The following is an 18,135-nucleotide window of genomic DNA, read 5'->3' as shown; positions in this document are numbered from 1 at the left end:
GTTAATGATGATCCTCTGTTTCACTATTTTTCAACTTACTCAACAAGTCATAAGCTCCTTTGATAACAATTTTTTTTGTTGAATAGTCAATGTTTTTATCAAACTTAACTTCTGTATAACCTCCATCAGAATTCCCAGCCTGGACCGGAACCATTGTAAAATGATACAATTCCTTTTCATGGCCTTCCTCTTTCTCATTTTTACCCATCGTTGTATCCATGGATTTTATTTCTTCTATTGATTGAATAAAAACAAATTTCTGTCCCTGGAAGTCAACAATTGCCTGATTAGGGAGCGCCGGCACCAGGACTTGTCCCGATTCAACAATGGCAGACAAATACATACCAGGTAGCAAATGCTGATCTTCAACATCAATGTGACAATGGATGCGAACTGTGCGGTCTTCGCTTATTTCACGACCAATAAGATAAACCTGCGCGGTTCTTTCCTTTGTTTCATTTGCGAGTGTGAAACGAACCTTTTGCCCTATTTTCAACTTTGGCACATCTTTTTCAAAAATAGTAAGCTCAGCGTGTAAGTGCTCCGTATCTACAATTTCAAAGATCACATCAGATGCATTTACAAACTTTCCAATATTGGCATTCACCTCGGTGACATATCCATTAATTGGAGAATATAAACTGATTGAAGATTGAATATTTCCCTTGTCAACCGCCGAAAGATTTAATCCCGAAACTTTGATTTTTTCTTTCAGGGAATTAACCTTGGCAGTTAAGGTCTGGAAATTTGATTTAGCCTGTTGTACTGTCTTGAGTGCATTTATATTTTCTTTTGAAAGTTCCAACTGCCTTTCATAATCTGCATTGGCATATTCCAACCGGCTCTTCGCTTCCAGGTAATCCTGTTGCATTTGAATATATTCAGGATTTTCAATGACAGCCAGCAGCTCTCCTGTCCGAACCTTTTTTCCTTCCAGCATATCAGTTTTCTTTAAAAATCCACCCATGGGCACAGATATACTAACCTGTTGTTGAGGAGGAACATCTAGCACCCCATTTACTTTAAAAGTCCCACTGATCTGTTTGCGTTCGACCTCTCCGGAAATAATGCCTGCGGTTTCATATTGCGATTCGGTGAGTCCAACTCGATTTGTTTCTTCATGTTTATCCACTTCTGCCGTCGCGGCAGTTTGAGGCAATTCATCATCTCCGCAACTTATCACAGAGAACCAGAGAAAAATGGCAATGGTTGATTGTTTCAGTATGTTCATTTCTTTCATATTAATTCTTTGAAGGCGTAGTGGCATTTGAAGGTGTTAAACTATTTGCGGTCTTTGTCGTATTTCCATTGAGATACTCCAGGCGCAGCACTGATTGATTTAACTGGTTTATGTTGTGGAGGTAATTTTCTCTTATTTGTAAGGCGCTCCGGACTGCAAGCAGGTATTCAGCATAACCTGTTTCACCCTGCTGGTAACCTCGTTTTGATTGGTACAATAAAAGGTCTGCATTTTTTAATGCCGATGTCTTATAATATTCCAGCGTACTTTTATTTGACCGGTATTCTTCTATCGCCTGCCTCCATTGACTCTCAATAATATTGCGGTTATATGATAACTGCGTTTCAGCTATTTGTTTGTTGATCCCGGCAGCTTTTATCCTGGCTTTTACAGGCTTGTTAAATATGGATAAAGCGATGCCGGCATTAAATCCCATAAAACGGTTGCCCGCAGTCGCCGGTTTCATAGCCGAAGCGTCCAGGGGATTTCCAATCAGGGTCTGGTTAAAATACCCGATTTTAAAATCAGGCAAACGCTGCGCAGAGATAACTTCCTTTTCCTCCTGCATTACATTTATCTGTTGTTCAAGATATCTTAGCTGGGGATTTTGAGCAACTGCTATTGAATCTTCCAATAATCCCAGGTGCTTTTCTTTTAAAGTATCAGCTTCAACGGTATGCAGATTGGCATTGCCGGTTAGTTGTTGAAGCAAAAACGAAATAGAGCGAACCGCAGAGTTATTTTGATTTATTAAATTCCTTACTTCGTTTAACTGGGTTTCCGCGGTTGTCTTCTCAAGAAGATTCGTTTCGCCAGTCTTAAACCTCAGATCTGCAGATTTCAGGAATTCAGTAAATATGCTGTCCTGCTGTTTCAAAAGTAGTTGCCTGGCCTGCAAGAATTGTAGTTGATAAAATGTTCGTTGCACATTATAGGTCAGTTCATTTATCGTTAGTTCTTTTTTTACTTCAACCGATTTTATAATAGCATCACTAAGTGCACGCTGCGCAGAAAAATTGCGTGGATTCGGAATATTTTGAGTTACCGATATATTATTATCTTCCCATTTGTAACTATTGTACTGGCCAACCATTACATCAAACTCCGTTTTCCCAAAATTACCTGCAGATAACTTCAAAGCAGATTGATATTGTCTTTCGAGATCAACCGCCTGGATAGATTTATTATTTATAATAGCCTGCGATATAATTTCCTGTTCACTATATGACCTTGTAACCTGGGCCTGTGGAATTGCTGCAATTCCTATTAGGATAAGCACCAGTATGGCTTTATTTATATTCAATTTCTTAGGTTTTATTCTTTCAAAATAGATGTAAAGACATGGTAGCACTATTAAAGTAAGTATGGTTGAGGTTAACAGTCCGCCAATTACTACCGTAGCCAGTGGCTTTTGTACCTCTGCTCCGGCGCTGGTTGCCAATGCCATCGGCAAAAATCCAAGCGAAGCAACAGCTGCGGTCATCAGCACCGGCCTGAGTCTTATATTGGTTCCTTCCAGTATAATTTTATTATAGTCTGTCATACCTTCATTTTTAAGACGGCTAAATTCGGCGATCAGCACGATTCCATTAAGGACAGCAACCCCAAACAACGCGATGAAGCCTACACCTGCAGAAATGCTGAAAGGCATGTCTCTCAGCAATAGTGCAAAGACACCTCCAATGGCAGCCATGGGTATAGCGGTAAAAATCAGTAAGGCATGTTTGAATGAATTAAAGGTGAAGAACAACAAAATAAAAATCAGGAATAAAGCGGCTGGAATTGCAATGCCCAGGCGGGCATTGGCCTTTTGTAAATTTTCAAATTGTCCACCGTAGACTGCATAATATCCTGTTGGCATTTTGATGCCCGATGCCATTTTTTGTTTTAACTCTTTAACTATTCCAGCCACGTCCCGGCCCCTGACATTGAATCCTACAAAAACCCTTCTTTTAGCATCCTCTCTTTGGATTTGATTCGGGCCAACTTTAAATTCGATATCTGCCAATTGTTGCAATGGGACCTGGTTACCACCAGGTGTAGTTATAAATAAATTTCGCACGTCATCCAACTGCTCCCTGCTTTTTTGGTTGAGACGAATCACCAGGTCAAAACGTTTTTCTCCCTCGAAAACCAAACCGGCAGACTGACCAGCAAAGGCAGTGTTAATTGTTTGATTAATGGTTTCAACACTTAAACCATATTTTGCGATAGATTCCCTGTTGACGGCTATAACTATCTGTGGCAACCCGGTTATTTCTTCTTTATATATATCCACCACACCTTTGATTGATCCGGCGATTTTGGCTACCTGTGCAGAAAGCTGGGATAGCGTTTCCAGGTCCTCTCCAAAAATTTTCACTGCTACATCCTGGCGCACACCGGTCATCAGTTCATTAAATCGCATTTGTATTGGTTGCTGAAATCCGAATGTAACCCCGGGAACGGCCTCCAGTTTTGCACTCATCAGTTCCGCCAGTTTATCCCTTTCACCGGCGAGCTTCCAATCTTTTTTAGGTTTCAGGATCACCATCATATCAGCTGCTTCAATGGGCATCGGATCGGTGGGTATTTCTGATGAACCTATTTTTCCTACAACTTCTACTACTTCATCGGGGAATTCACGCAATAAGATGGCAGCTGCTTTTTGTACTGCATCCACTGTTTGAGACATACTGCTTCCCGTGAGTACCCTCGTTTCAACAGCGAAGTCACCTTCCTCCAGTGTTGGCAAAAATTCACCTCCCATACGGATAAACAAAAACACGCTGATTGCGAATAATGAAACCGCACCCATCACGATAAACAACCTGGCCCTGATTGCCCTGGTAATTACCGGCGTATAAAGCCGGTGAAAAAAAACCATCATCCTGTCACTGAAATTTCTTTTACGAGTTGGCTTTTTACCCAGGAATACAGCACTGATCATCGGTACATAAGTAAGTGACAAAATGAAGGCACCGGCAATTGCAAACACCACCGTTTGTGCCATGGGTTTAAACATTTTTCCATCTACTCCAACCAGAGATAAAATTGGCAGGTATACAATGAGAATGATGATTTCACCAAAGGCAGCCGAGTTCCGTATTTTGGAGGCAGATTCAAACACTTCTATATCCATCTCTGCCTGTGTAAGTATCTTGTCTGTTTTGCGTATTCCAAGATGATGCATTGTTGCTTCAACGATAATGACCGCTCCATCTATAATGAGTCCAAAGTCAATAGCACCCAGGCTCATGAGATTTCCGCTAACACCAAAAACATGCATGAGTGAAACGGCAAATAACATCGACAACGGAATAACTGTAGCCACTATGAGACCGGCCCTGAGATTGCCGAGAAAAAGTACAAGGACAAAAATCACAATCAATGCTCCTTCGATCAGGTTTGTTTTAACTGTACCAATTGCACGGTCAACCAATTCACTTCGATCAAGAAACGCATCAATCTCAACTCCTTCGGGCAGGGATTTTTGTATCTGGATCATCCGTTCCTTCACCCGGTTTACTACTGCGCTTGAATTTTCACCTTTCAGCATCAATGTTATTGCTCCTGTCACTTCGCCCTGGTCATTGTAGGTCATTGCTCCATACCTCGTTGCAGAACCAAACCCTACTGTGGCCACATTCCGGATCAACACAGGTATTCCGGCATCGGTGTTTTCGATAACGATGTTTTCGATATCAGATAGCGAACCTATCAGGCCTTCACTCCTGATAAACCAGGCATTGGGTTTTTTGTCGATATATGCACCACCCGTGTTCTGGTTGTTTTTTTGTAGTGCAGAAAACAGATCCGGGATGCTTAAATTATAACTGCGGAGACGATCAGGATCAATTGAGATCTCGTATTGTTTCAGAAATCCTCCAAAGCTGGCAACATCTGCTACCCCCGGTACTCCAAGCAATTGTCTTCTTACGATCCAGTCCTGCATGGTACGCAGATCTGTTGCTGTATATTTCTTTTCAAACCCTTTTTTGGGTCTTAAAATGTATTGATAGATTTCCCCGAGGCCAGTTGTCACAGGTGCCAGGGATGGAACTCCGACCCCGGAAGGTATGTGGCTAACGGCTTCTGTAAGCCGTTCATTTACCTGTTGTCTTGCCCAATAAACATCAACATTATCTTTAAAAACAATTGTGACGACACTTAGTCCAAACCTGGAAAAACTCCGGATCTCTTCGATACCCGGTATTGTGGCCATAGTCTGTTCCACCGGGAAGGTGACCAGTCTTTCGATATCGAGAGCAGACTGCGAAGACGCAACTGTTATTACCTGCACCTGGTTATTGGTGATATCTGGTACAGCATCAATAGGCAGCCGGTTCAATGAATAAATACCCCATATAATCAGCACGAGTGTGAGAATAGCAATAACCAGTTTGTTCCTTATTGAAAAAGAAATTATTTTATTAAGCATGCATGAATATTTAGAAATATCACCGGCATCACTGATGATTACACCGATGATGATGATTATCGTCTGGAAGAATATTCCATAAGGAATTATCCTCCGCGAAAATGATTGCAGAGATTACCCGGTTGAATTATTCAACAGGTTCATGAAAATAATTTGTTCAGTATAACTCAGGCTGTTCGCGGAGGTTGAAATATGTCCTGGCTTTTAAGAAGTTGATAACCAAGATGTCTGTATTGGGGGAATTCTTTGACTAAATAATTATAACAGGGCAGGTCAATTTCCAATTCAATGAATGGCAAAGTGCTGTGGCCTGCTATACAACAAATATCAACAGATTTAAAAGGAAGGCCTTCCTGATGCTCCTGAGTGTCGGGGTTATTATCATAATGGAGATCAAGGTATTCAACGAATGAGATCGATTTGTTAATTTTTTGATGCTCCAGAAAATGGCTGATAAGAACAGGCAATTTTAGCAGCTGGCATGCTTCTGTCGCGCAAAACAGGTAAAGTGCCAATAGCGATATGGTGATAAATTTTTTCGTGGTGTAAAAATAGCATACAATTTTACATAATCCGGTAATATCGGGGAATATATAAAAACAGCATGGTTGCAAATAGGTTCCATAATCTGTAATCATATAAAGAAAGTAAGACATCCTTAAGTTTTTCAAATTGCGTATTTTTAGCATAGTTAAAAATAGAAACCGTGCAGGAAAGCAATCATGAGGCCAGATCACTATATGAGCTCTATAAGTATTTAGGGTTGCCTGTGGATTTGATCCAGACACTGGAAGGCTTTACCGTTCACAATCTGAAAGATACAGGCTTTGAATTGCCCTATGAATCTCCATCTTTTCGTCCGGACTATTTCTCATTTCTATTTGTAAGGGATGGCAGTGGAAATTATACCATTGATGATTTAAGTTTTGAAGTATCACCGCGGTCCATATATTTTACCAATCCAAGTAACTACAGGACATTTAGCTGGAAAAAAATTGAGGACATTTATCTCATTACATTCGATGAAGCTTTCCTAAAGAAATATGTCGGCAAAGATGTTTTTGAAGAATTCCCATTTCTTTTAACAGAAACGATCAGCCCCAAAGTGGTAAATGGTGCTTTTTATACAATGGCAGATAAATTGTTTCAGGATATCCACCACGAATTTTTAAAACGATCAATCGACCGGCACAAAATAATTAGCCATCTGCTGGCTATCCTGCTTTATCGTATAAAAGAATATTTCTGGAAAGACTACGATCCTATTTATGAAGGCAATAGAAGCTCCCAGATCGTAAAGATGTTCAAACAGATATTAGAAAAACATTACCGGGATTTCAGTTCCGGTAAAGTAGAAACGATTTTCAGGGTACAGGACTATGCCGAAGCCCAACACCTTAACGCCAACTATCTGAGTAACGTGATCAAAAGTAAAACCGGCAAGCCTATTGCAACATGGATAACTGACAAAACAATTGCCGAAGCAAAATCATTGTTGCAGAATACCGGAATCTCCATTAAAGAAATCACTTATAAACTTGGTTTTTCCGAAACAGCTCATTTTAGCAACTACTTTAAGAAAAATACCGGCACATCTCCTGTCCAATATAGAAAAGAGCAACTTCCTCATTAAATAGTTTTTTTTGAACCGTTCTGTGAATTTTGCAACGAATGCTGTAAATCGCGCAACGGGTAACGCAATTCCCGATTGTACATTTGATCTATCAAATTTAAATGATAGACAACATGAAAAATTTATCAGAAAAAGTAATCCTTGTTACAGGAGCATCCAAAGGGATAGGTGCAGCTATGGCTAAACGTTTAGCCCAGAATGGAGCTAAATTGATCGTTAACTATGCAGGTAGTAAGACTGAAGCTGAAATTGTGGTAAACACGATTGTCGAAAATGGTGGTGAAGCCATTTCCATACAGGCCGATGTCAGCAAACCCGTGCAGGTAAAAGCCCTGTTTGATCAGGCTATTGCACAATATGGCAAAATAGATGTACTGGTAAACAATGCGGGTGTTATGATTACGAAATTAATCAAAGATACTACCGATGATGATTTCACCCGCCAGTTCGACATTAATGTAAGGGGTGTATTCAATACCCTTCGTGAATCTACTGGCAGGCTTGCAGACAATGGGAGTATCATTAACTTATCAACCTCAGTAAACAGGTTGATGCTGCCTTCTTATGGCACTTACGTTGCGACAAAGTCAGCCGTAGAGCAACTGACCCGTGTATTCTCCAAAGAGATAGGAAGAGGAATTAATGTAAACTCCGTTTCGCCGGGACCAACCAATACAGAACTCTTCATGAAAGGCAAACCACAGGAAGTAATTGACCGTCTTGCATCCATGAACCCATTCGGAAGAATTGGTGAACCTGATGATATTGCTGAAGTAATCGTATTTCTTGCCAGCGATGCTGCTAAATGGATCAATGCACAGAACATTGGTGTTAACGGTGGTATGGCTTAACCTCTGATTAAATTAACATAAAAACATTTTTAACAGCCATGCTCCTATTCTGGAGTTATTGGTACAATAAAATTTAATCATGAACACATTACAAAACAAAACAGCTTTGATCACAGGCTCAGCAAGAGGGTTGGGAAAAGCCATTGCAGAAAGATATGCTGCTCTCGGAGCAAACATTATCATAAACTATTCCAGGGACAAAGCTTCGGCCGATGAAGTGGTATCCAACATTAAGGCAATGGGTGCTAAAGTGATTGCGGTGCAGGCAGACGTAAGCAAGGTTTCTGAAATAGAAAAACTATTTAACCAGGCGGAACTTGCTTTCAGCAAAATAGACATAGTGGTAGCAAATGCCGGTATTGAGATGGTGGAAACGCCCGTAACCGAATTTACCGAGGAACAGTTCGACCGTTTATTCTCTATCAATACAAAGGGTGCTTACTTCACTATGCAACAGGCAGCAAAACGGGTACAGGACAATGGGCGAATAATCTATATTGCTTCCAGTACTACTGCGTACCCAGTGCAGGGAATGGCCGTTTATGGTGGCAGTAAAACAACACCACGTTACCTGGTAGATGTGCTTTCAAAAGAAATCGGACACCGTGGTGTAACCGTTAATACGATCATCCCCTTTGCAGTAGATCATTCCGGTATCTTTGCTGAAGCAGGAAGTTATCCCGAACTACGAAAATCTCTGATCGATAGTTGTCCGATGGGTAGGTTAGCTGAAGTGGAAGATGTAGCCAACATCGCAGAGTTCTTTGCGAGCGATCTGTCCTCTTTTGTAAACGGACAGCACTTATTGGTAAACGGAGGCGCAACTCAGTAAATCCATACTCCAGACTCACCCACAAGGATAAACGCATGTTTCATTATTCGCTTACAATTTTATAAACGATAATTTGGACACGCATATTTTTCATTTTTTCCTGGTCATTTTTCGGCGCTCTTATTAATGGCTGTGAGTTGCCTACTCCCCGAAATTTCAAGAAGCTATCCGAAATGCCATTTTCAGCCAATATATCATAAATTACTTTGGCTCTGGCTTCCGAAAGCTTATATAATTCTTGTAAGAACCCATAGTCTCTTTTACTTTGATAGTTAACATGCCCAATGATATCGAAGTGCGCATCTTTGTAACTATTGATTTTCTGGATGAGTTGAGGAATGGAGTTGATTGATTCCGGAGTAATTATTGGCCTGTCGGGCATGAAATTGATATTCCTGATTTCAAATGAATCAATTTTTTCGACGCGAGTCCTTGTACTTTTCCCAAATGGATCATCTTTTTCCAGACGGATTCTTATACTTTCTTCCTTGTTCATTGGCAGTATGTAGCCAACGATTTCCACTTTTCGGTTTAAGCTCAAATCGGATTCCTGCGAAAATTCTTCGCCCAGGTATCGATAAGTAGTATCAACTGTTGCGCGGGACGAAACCAATTGATAAACCCGTGAAGCTCGTAACCGTGATAAATTTCGGTTATTTGAGAAGGATCCGATTGTATCAGTGTATCCAACAATTTCCCTGATACTTTTTACAGATGAAACAAAATGAAGAATGGATTTTATTTGTGCGGAGTCCAGATCAAATGACCCGGTTCTATAGTATAAGAGCAGCGATGTGTCTTTCGCCTGTTGACAATAGATGCCTGAACTTAATGATGAAAAAAAGAAAATTAAATAGCATTTGAATCGAAACAATCTTGATAATTTCATTTTATGAATTTCCTTTGCTAAAAATATCAAATTATATTCGAATCAATAAACCACTCAAAATTGCTAGATCAACTTCCGTCTTATTTCCTGCAATTTTGACCTGGACACGGGGATAGACAATGAGCCACTATCTGATTTTTCGGGCCTCTCAACCTCCTTTTCATTCTGTCAAACAATTTACTTAATGGTTTTTACAATTTGCATTACAATACCCAATCCCTGGCCCCAATTCAAATCATATAAATGAACAATAGGTTGTAACGAAATCGCACACTTCTTGCTGTTAAAAATAGCCAAAGCATTGGCTCCCAGCGGGATAATGAAATGGCATTTATTTAGTGACGTTTGTTAAGTAACGGTGGATTTTATGACCACAAAATCGATTGCTTATGTTCAAAAATTATTTTAAAACTGCTTTCAGAAATCTTTGGAACTACAAAACGTCTTCTCTGATTAACATTCTTGGTCTTGGATTGGGACTAGCCTGCGGACTGCTAATTATTTTATGGGTACATGATGAATCTGAGAAAGATTCTTTCCACAGAAACAGTTTACAGTTATACAGTGTGTTTGAACGCCGGCATAATGATGGCGTGATAGAAGCAGGCTTTGCAACACAAGGCCTGATGGCAAGTGAAATGAAAAGAATATTGCCGGAAGTGCAGTATGCAACCAATTATGCGTGGAATACACTAAGCACATTTGAAGCCAATAATAAAATTCTTAAAGAAAACGGAAATTTCGCAGGGCCGGATTTTTTCAAAATGTTTTCTTATCATTTGATTGAAGGCAAGGCAACAACAGCATTGCAGTCGCCATTAGATATTTCTATCTCAAGAAAAATGGCAGAAAATTTTTTTGGCTCTGCCAAAGAAGCTATCGGGAAGACAATACGCTATGAAAATAAAAAAGATTTACAGGTGACTGCTGTGTTTGATAATGTCCCGGTGAACAGTTCTGTAAAATTTGACTATTTGATTAACTGGCAGACATTTTTAGAATATAATGATTGGGCTAAAAATTGGACAAACAACGGACCACTTACATGTATCATGCTGCGACAGGGAACAGATCCGAAATCTTTTGAAACTAAGATCGAACGCTTTCTCGATAAATACAATAAGGATCAGACGAAAACCAATTATATCAGGCTCGGAATACAACGGTATGAAGATAGTTATCTGTATTCAGGTTTTAAGAATGGTAAATTATCAGGCGGCAGAATTCAATACGTACAAATATTCAGCGTTGTCGCGGTTTTTATTTTGTTTATTGCATGCATAAACTTTATGAATCTCACCACTGCCCGTTCGTTAAAGCGGGCAAAAGAAATTGGTTTAAGAAAAGTGGTTGGCGCGTTACGCTCATCTCTTATTAAACAATTCATCGGAGAAGCTTTATTTGTAGTAACGCTTGCTGTAGTTTTATCTTTAGCAATAATTACACTGGTATTACCGCAGTTCAATCAGCTTACACAAAAACAAATTGAAATTCCTTTGAAGCTGCCCTATTTCTGGTTGAGCATTGGAGGCCTGATAATGGTTACCGGTTTTGTTTCCGGAAGCTATCCCGCATTGTACATGTCAGGATTTAATCCTGTGCGTGTCCTGAAAGGATCATTAAAATTTACCCGAGGCGCTTTGTGGTTTCGCAAAGGGCTTGTTATGTTTCAGTTTGTACTTTCAATCATCCTGATCATTGGAACAATTGTAATAGATAAACAAGTAGACTATACGCAATCCATAAACCTCGGATACAACCGCGAAAACCTTCTGTATATTCCACTGGAGGGAGATCTTGCTTCCAGGTACGCTCTGTTCAAAAATCAGGCTTTGAATATGCCTGGTATAAAAGAAATAACACGCATGAGCCAAAACCCAACCCGCATTAACAATGGGACTACCGGAATTGATTGGGAAGGGAAAAATCCAACTTCGAACATCGATTTTACTCATGTGGCCGTCGGCTATGATTTCACAAAGACGATGCATACTGAAATGGCAAAAGGACGCGACTTCTCTAAATACTTTCCGACGGATTCCGTTGGATATGTTATTAATGAAACCGCCCTCAAAATTATTGGGTATAAGGACCCTTTGGGAAAACCATTAACATTGTGGCAACAGAAAGGAGTTATCATTGGTGTTGTTAAAGATTTCCATTTTAATTCACTGCATACAAGCATTAACCCCTTAATACTTCGCATAGGTGAAAACGACAACTCCGGCACAGTACTGGTAAGGACTGAGCCCGGTAAAACAAAAGAAGCTTTGGCAAGCCTTAAAACCTTGTTGCATGACCTTAATCCCAAATTTCCTTTCACCTATAAATTTTCAGACGAAGAATACCAAAAGCTTTATAGTAGCGAACTAATAGTTCAACAACTTTCAAATTACTTTGCCTTTCTTGCTATTTTTATTTCTGGTCTTGGACTTTTTGGACTGGTATTATTCACCGCGCAACAGCGCACACGAGAATTTGGTATAAGAAAGGTACTTGGTGCAAGTGCAGGGTCACTATTTGGGTTACTTTCAAAAGAATTTTTGATTCTTGTATTTTTTGCTATAACGATCGCATCTCCAATTGCATGGTTTATCGTGAATAATTGGTTGCAGGACTATGAATATCGGGTTAACTTATCGTGGGGTATTTTTGTACTGGCAGGCGTTCTTGCGATATTGATTGCGTTAGCCACTATCAGTTACCAGGCAATATTAGCAGCACTGATCAATCCTGTCAAAAGTTTAAGAACCGAATAAATATATTGATGGGTTTCCTGCGCGGGCAGCGTTAATCGGTAACTACCTTTACGTCCTTAAACAGAAAGGGATTGCTGCTCAGGCTCAGTTTCTTTCCGCTTGCAATGGTTATATTCCGTAGAATGACTTCCCTGGTTCTAATAAAGGGAAAGGTTTCCTTGTAGGAAGCATCGGTCATTGCTGGATTGAAATTTGAAAAAATGGCGGGACCCTGGTAAGACTCCGGATGATTGGAATCGTTGATACGAAGGTTTTCGATAGTGATCCGTTCAGGCATATAACAAATGTAGCCGAAATCATGCTGGCCGGAATTAGCACCACCGATCAGGCTGGCACTTATGGGCTTGCCGCCGGCGGGCACGAAAACGCAGTTACGGATAAAGACATCTCCCTGCCAGGTACTGCCATAATCGCTGCGCAAATTGATCAGGTTGTTGCCGTTGATGGTCGAATTCTCCACGGTCAGCACGCCGCTGCCAATGGCATTAATACCCATGTGCCCCAGGGTGGAGTTGCGGATGGTGGCATTGGCAACACCCATATGGGCATCGAAACGGGAAAACGTGCATGAATCATAAAGCAGATTTTTGCAGTAGTTAGACCCCAGGATTCCCCAGTATGTTTTGTCGTTGATATCATTTGTCTGGCTGCAGTTCACGAATGATATATTCAGGGCACGGTTGACCGAAATATCGTAAGTGCCCATTGAAACAGGCTTCCCTGCTGCGCCAATAGTAACATATGTTTTGTGCCCGGTGAGGACGGTATTCTTAACAGTTACATAAGCGCAATCGCCAATATTGATGAAGCCGCCATAGGGCGCTCCATGCTCTCCTTCACCAATAACGCGATGTTCAAGCCCCTGCACAATAACATGGGAACGCCTGATAGAAATATTCCGGTTATAATAAGTATACTTTGATTCAGCTTTGTTGGCAAGGGTTGTAAAACGCCCCCCGGTAATAGTCAGCTTTTTTTCATCGATGGGAATAGCAGTGATATCCGTGACCTGATCGAAGTCCCAGATAATCGGGGCGTTCATATCCAAATTGCCGTATTTATCAGCTACAAAAATATCTGTCTGCGGAGATCCGTTGTTTTGGTTGAGCCCAAAACGTATATAACGTTTAACATTAGCATTGGTGACGGTGATCAGGCAGGCACCGGGCAGAGACTGGTCGATTTTCTGCTGGTTCCTCTTTAATGAAGAAATCGTTTCAAGTTTAATTGGTTGCAGTCCGGAACTAACCGTGAACACAGATGCATTTCGATTTTGCACTTCGGTATCGTCAATGATGAAAGCGGCCTTGCCGAAATCGGTGTCGGTACGGATGATGGCTGTGCGCTCCTTTCCCCCGATATAGTAACTGGCGCCTTCGTCGGCTTTCACTGAAAGCCCGTACTGATTGGCGACTGCATGAGCCGCAGCGATGGCGTCTATATCATCGGTTTTTCCATCTCCCCTGGCCCCGAAGTCGCTATAACGAACCCATCCCCTGTCTTTAAGTTTATGCAGATCCGTTGGAGATATATTTACCTTTAATTGCCCCTTTTCACTGGCGCTAACGCCGGTTTTCTTCTTTTCGGAGCTTATCAAAACATTTTCAACGGGACCTTTGGTCTGCCCCCATACAATCATCACGCAGGTTAACAGTAAGAAAGACAATAGCACATATTTCATCTGGGCTTATTTTAATGGCAATCAATTTAAGGAAAATCGCTTGTTTGGTATGTTTATACCTGCTTCCTCCCCTCTCCTCACCTTTGTTCAAGATTTTCGATAAAGCTGTCTAGACTCTCAGCAACCTGGATTATGTAACTCGGGGGGGGGTTATTCACTCCTTAAACTTTGCGCAGGTCTTGAAGAGGCTGTTTTAAAACATATTATTGTTATCGCAGCTGCAATGGTTAAAAAAATAAAAATCGCGACAGTCAGGAATGGCACAATGGTAAGTTGTATCCTGTAAGCATAGTTTTCCAGCCATCTCGTGGTTGCGAAATATGCCAGAGGCCAGGCGATCAGATTGGAAACAAAAATCAAAACCGCATATTCCTTAAGAAAAAGTCCAATGATTCTTCCGGCGGAAGCGCCCAGTACCTTACGTGTTGCAATCTCCCTTGTCCGTTTCGTAAGAGTAAATGTGATTACACCAACAATGCCAAGTAATACGATAATAAGAGTAAGGGCCGTGGCTATTGAAGAAGCTGTTTTTAGCTGGAGATCGGCTTTATATATTGCCTGGAATTTTTCATCCATAAAAAAATACTCGAACGGAGTGCCGGGAAACAGTTCCTTCCATTTGGCTTCAACCCTGGAGACCGTCTTGTGGATATCTGTCGTTGCAAGCTTCAGGGAAAGATAATCATAAGCCTGCATGTCCCTTATATTCATGATGGCAAGAGGCTCAATGTTTTCGTGCAATGACGCAATATGAAAGTCCCTGACAACACCGGCTACGGTCAATTCTTTGCCAATCAGCCTGCCGGCACGTTTGCCCGTACCAGTTTCCCAACCAAGTGCTTTCAAAGCAGATTCATTTAAAACAATTTGCCCCGGCATGTAGCTTTCCTGGCTAAAGAATACACCCTCTTTCATTGGAATTCCATACACTTTTGCAAAATTGCGGTCTGCGATGATTATCGGGCAGATTAGTTTTTTACCGCCTTTTCCACCTGGTGAGAGTCCTCCGGATCCATCCGGCCTGCCATCAGGAATATTAGACGACAATGAAACCGCCGTAGTGCCATTCACGGTAGCAAGTTGATCCCGGATAGATTCCATTTGCATTATACCTGCCGAATCCCATTTATGTGGGACAGATGAGATAATCAATACCTGATCCTTCTTATATCCCAGATCCATGGTGAATAAATATGAAACCTGTCCTGACACAACAAGGCTGCTAATGAAAACGGCTACTGCCAGAGAAAACTGCATGATCAGAAGTCCTTTTCTCATCGTAATCCCTCCTTGCACTGAACCAGCTTTACCTTTAACTGCTGTTGTCACATTAACAGCACTCAGAACAAAGGAAGGATAAATGCCTGCAATAATTCCTATCAGGGCAACAAACAGCAATCCTGTAAATATGGTGGTAGTATTAAAATCATACAGTGGAGTGAGTGTTGTCACCAACAATTTATTAAAAGCCGGACGTGCCACTTCATAAAATAAAACAGCCAGGGTAGCAGCAAGAAAGCTAAGAACCAGCGCCTCGAATACGTGCTGGATGGCAAGCTGCCTTCTATTACCGCCAAATACTTTCCTTAAACCAATCTCTTTTATTCTCCAGGCAGAAACGCCTATACTAATATTGATAAAATTAATCACAGCCATTAATAATATCAATAACCCCACAAGTGTAAGTGCATCCATCATCTTTCTAACGGTGCCATTATTCTCTTCCAGGTGGTAATCTTTCATTGCACTTAATTCTGCGCTTAAGCCGGAGCTAATCCAGGGAGCGGCATTTGATTTCAGTACCTGAGGCAAAAGTGCTGTTACATAAGCAGGATCAACACCAGGTTTCAATTCAACCATGCCTGTAACGAAGACTATACTCCAGTTGTCTCCATAGTGCTGTAACCGGAATAGCGTATCGCTCTCCATGGGAACAAATACCTCGTATTGATGACCCTGGTTATAGTTCATGACAGAATTAAACGGCATATCCTGCAAAACAGCCGTAATAGCAAAATCTTCTTTTGTTCCTTTCTGCGTATGAATAGTCAGTATTTTATCCAGCACATCGGATCTCCCAAATAACTTTTTTGCAAAGGATTCAGTGACCACTGCCGACCTGTTATCTCTGAATAAAGCCGCCTTGTTGCCGGCAACAAGTTGAAATCCATAAATAGATACCAGCGTGGTATCAGCTATTGCAATATCTTCCCTGAATTGCCTGGCTCCGGATGACACAATAGCGTTGATTGGATCAAACCGGTAATAGTTCTCAATAAGAGTTGGATATAATTCTTTTAGTTTTTTTGCCAGCGGACCTACCGTTGTGGTTGCAGGTGCAGTATTGTCATCCTTCCAATTACTTTTTAACACATATTGCCGGTCAATATTCCGGATTTGTGAATTGACAGCTTTTTTTGTAGATATATATATTCCAATGATCAGGCAAAATGTAATACCAATACTTAATCCAAAAACATTGATGAAAGAAATCAATTTATGCCGCATAAGATATCTCACAGCAACAGTAAAGTAATTTTTAAACATATCTCAAAGTTGTAGGCGAAAATTGCTGATGGTTACTACCCACAAACCAACCGATAATTGACATATTCACAAAATCCATTTTTTTAGAGTTACAACAAAACATGGACTCTTTCCCGCGCATGGGACTTGGCCTATCCATATCTGCTCAAATTATAAGGCGATGTGGTGGTACAATCAGGGTACAAAGCAAACTTGAAATAGGATCTGATTTTTCTTTCACATTACCGATTAATTACAGTGATATAAAGTTAAAAACATAGTTTTACTAAAGATGGATAAAGAACAAAAACTGCCTTCGAGATGCCGAAAAATCCAGTGGTTGTAGATTTTCACTTTTAAGGAAAGGCACGAGAGGCAAGTCGTAAAATAATAATTTAAGAACTATATCACTATCCTCTTGTGGACACTTCGGCTCAAATCAACTTAATGTCATTGTATGAAAAAGCTTTCATCTAATCGAAACGATCATCATTTTTTTGATCAATTTGCAAGTCACGTAACCCGGTTAACGGGCAGCACTGCAGCATTCTTTTTAGCACTTTTTGTTGTCATTTGCTGGGGCGTCAGCGGCCCGTTTTTTCATTTTTCCGAAACATGGCAATTGGTCATTAATACTGGTACTACCATTATTACTTTCCTTATGGTATTTATTATTCAAAAAGCACAAAACAAAGATTCCCTCGCCATTCAGCTAAAACTAAATGAACTTGTAGCTGCTCACGAACTTGCCAGCAACCGGTTGGTTAACATTGAAAATATCCCGGAGGATGATCTGAAAATCATTCAGAAATATTACGTGCACCTGGGTGAAATCACCAAAAAGGAGGAGAATTTGCAACAATCACACTCTATAGATGAAGCGCAGGAAATGCATGAAATTAAAAAAGATCGCAAAGACATAATCCTGGGTACTATCGATTCGAAGAAGAAAAAAGATTCACAGTAAACGACCCATAAACCATATATCCCCCGAGAAGACATCCGGCTCAATAAGTGTTAATTCGATGTCGTTTGTCCGATTGTTAGATGCCATTAACTTGCCATCTTTAAAAGCCAGTGCAAAGGTCACTCCTAATTCATCGCTTTTGAAATTACCAGTTTAGTCGATTGTGTTTTCTTTTGTAAGGGGTATATTTTTTATCCGTTCACCATGCATTTGTCTTTCATTTATCTGGAAGTCCAACTCATTGACTTCCCCTTCGCCATCTTTGAACTTTATGTTTGCACCAGGCCCAGGAATCGTAAAGGAGCTCTGGGAAATAGCCAGTAATGTGAATTTACCC

Annotated in this window: 12 protein-coding genes; 6 read left to right on the top strand and 6 right to left on the bottom strand. The window is 40.7% G+C overall.

The genetic code is table 11. The annotated features are described in order from the left end of the window. Position 1: 1 nt before the first annotated feature. Positions 2-1,267, bottom strand: a complete 1,266-nt coding sequence (locus VK664_RS03660; protein ID WP_461397252.1) for an efflux RND transporter periplasmic adaptor subunit — start codon at positions 1,265-1,267, stop codon at positions 2-4. Next, a complete protein-coding gene (locus tag VK664_RS03655) occupies positions 1,242-5,660 on the bottom strand; it encodes a CusA/CzcA family heavy metal efflux RND transporter (protein ID WP_461397251.1) in 4,419 nt (1,472 codons plus the stop codon). Before VK664_RS03655 ends, VK664_RS03660 begins: the two co-directional genes overlap by 26 nt. A gap of 706 nt (positions 5,661-6,366) precedes the next feature. Here VK664_RS03655 and VK664_RS03650 point away from each other — a divergent pair. The 3 genes from VK664_RS03650 to VK664_RS03640 all read left to right on the top strand — a co-directional run bounded on the left by VK664_RS03650 (position 6,367) and on the right by VK664_RS03640 (position 8,976). Continuing rightward, positions 6,367-7,293 carry a helix-turn-helix domain-containing protein gene (locus VK664_RS03650; protein ID WP_461397250.1) on the top strand — a complete coding sequence of 309 codons (927 nt, stop codon included), beginning with the start codon at positions 6,367-6,369 and terminating at the stop codon, positions 7,291-7,293. Positions 7,294-7,406: 113 nt separating this feature from the next. Beyond that, the gene (locus VK664_RS03645) at positions 7,407-8,144 is read left to right on the top strand and encodes an SDR family oxidoreductase (protein ID WP_461397249.1); all 738 of its coding nucleotides are present in this window, start codon (positions 7,407-7,409) and stop codon (positions 8,142-8,144) included. 79 nt (positions 8,145-8,223) lie between these two features. Next, positions 8,224-8,976: an SDR family oxidoreductase gene (locus tag VK664_RS03640; RefSeq protein WP_461397248.1), complete on the top strand. Its 753-nt coding sequence runs from the start codon at positions 8,224-8,226 to the stop codon at positions 8,974-8,976. A gap of 43 nt (positions 8,977-9,019) precedes the next feature. On the opposite strand, the gene VK664_RS03635 is transcribed toward VK664_RS03640, so the two are convergent. Then, positions 9,020-9,865, bottom strand: coding sequence for an OmpA family protein (locus VK664_RS03635; RefSeq protein WP_461397247.1), 846 nt, complete (start codon positions 9,863-9,865; stop codon positions 9,020-9,022). A 389-nt stretch (positions 9,866-10,254) separates the two neighbouring features. Here VK664_RS03635 and VK664_RS03630 point away from each other — a divergent pair, with 389 nt between their 5' ends. Next, positions 10,255-12,624, top strand: a complete 2,370-nt coding sequence (locus VK664_RS03630) for an FtsX-like permease family protein (RefSeq protein ID WP_461397246.1) — start codon at positions 10,255-10,257, stop codon at positions 12,622-12,624. Between the two features lie 31 nt (positions 12,625-12,655). Here VK664_RS03630 and VK664_RS03625 read toward each other — a convergent pair whose 3' ends face one another. Next, entirely contained in the window at positions 12,656-14,305 is a 1,650-nt protein-coding gene (locus VK664_RS03625) for a hypothetical protein (protein WP_461397245.1), read from the bottom strand. Between the two features lie 150 nt (positions 14,306-14,455). Beyond that, positions 14,456-16,852: an ABC transporter permease gene (locus VK664_RS03620; protein WP_461397244.1), complete on the bottom strand. Its 2,397-nt coding sequence runs from the start codon at positions 16,850-16,852 to the stop codon at positions 14,456-14,458. Positions 16,853-16,953: 101 nt separating this feature from the next. On the opposite strand from VK664_RS03620, the gene VK664_RS03615 reads away from it, so the two are divergent. After that, positions 16,954-17,112 carry an ATP-binding protein gene (locus VK664_RS03615; protein WP_461397243.1) on the top strand — a complete coding sequence of 53 codons (159 nt, stop codon included), beginning with the start codon at positions 16,954-16,956 and terminating at the stop codon, positions 17,110-17,112. 176 nt (positions 17,113-17,288) lie between these two features. After that, positions 17,289-17,798, top strand: coding sequence for a low affinity iron permease family protein (locus tag VK664_RS03610; RefSeq protein WP_461397242.1), 510 nt, complete (start codon positions 17,289-17,291; stop codon positions 17,796-17,798). Between the two features lie 153 nt (positions 17,799-17,951). On the opposite strand, the gene VK664_RS03605 is transcribed toward VK664_RS03610, so the two are convergent. After that, a partial coding sequence (locus VK664_RS03605) for a hypothetical protein (protein ID WP_461397241.1) occupies positions 17,952-18,135 on the bottom strand: 184 nt, incomplete at its 5' end.

The sequence above is a fragment of the Flavitalea sp. genome (assembly GCF_035489435.1).
Classification (GTDB): Bacteria; Bacteroidota; Bacteroidia; order Chitinophagales; family Chitinophagaceae; genus DATHKG01.
Note: the sequence above shows the minus strand (reverse complement) of the source record. Positions and strands in the feature narration are given on the sequence as shown.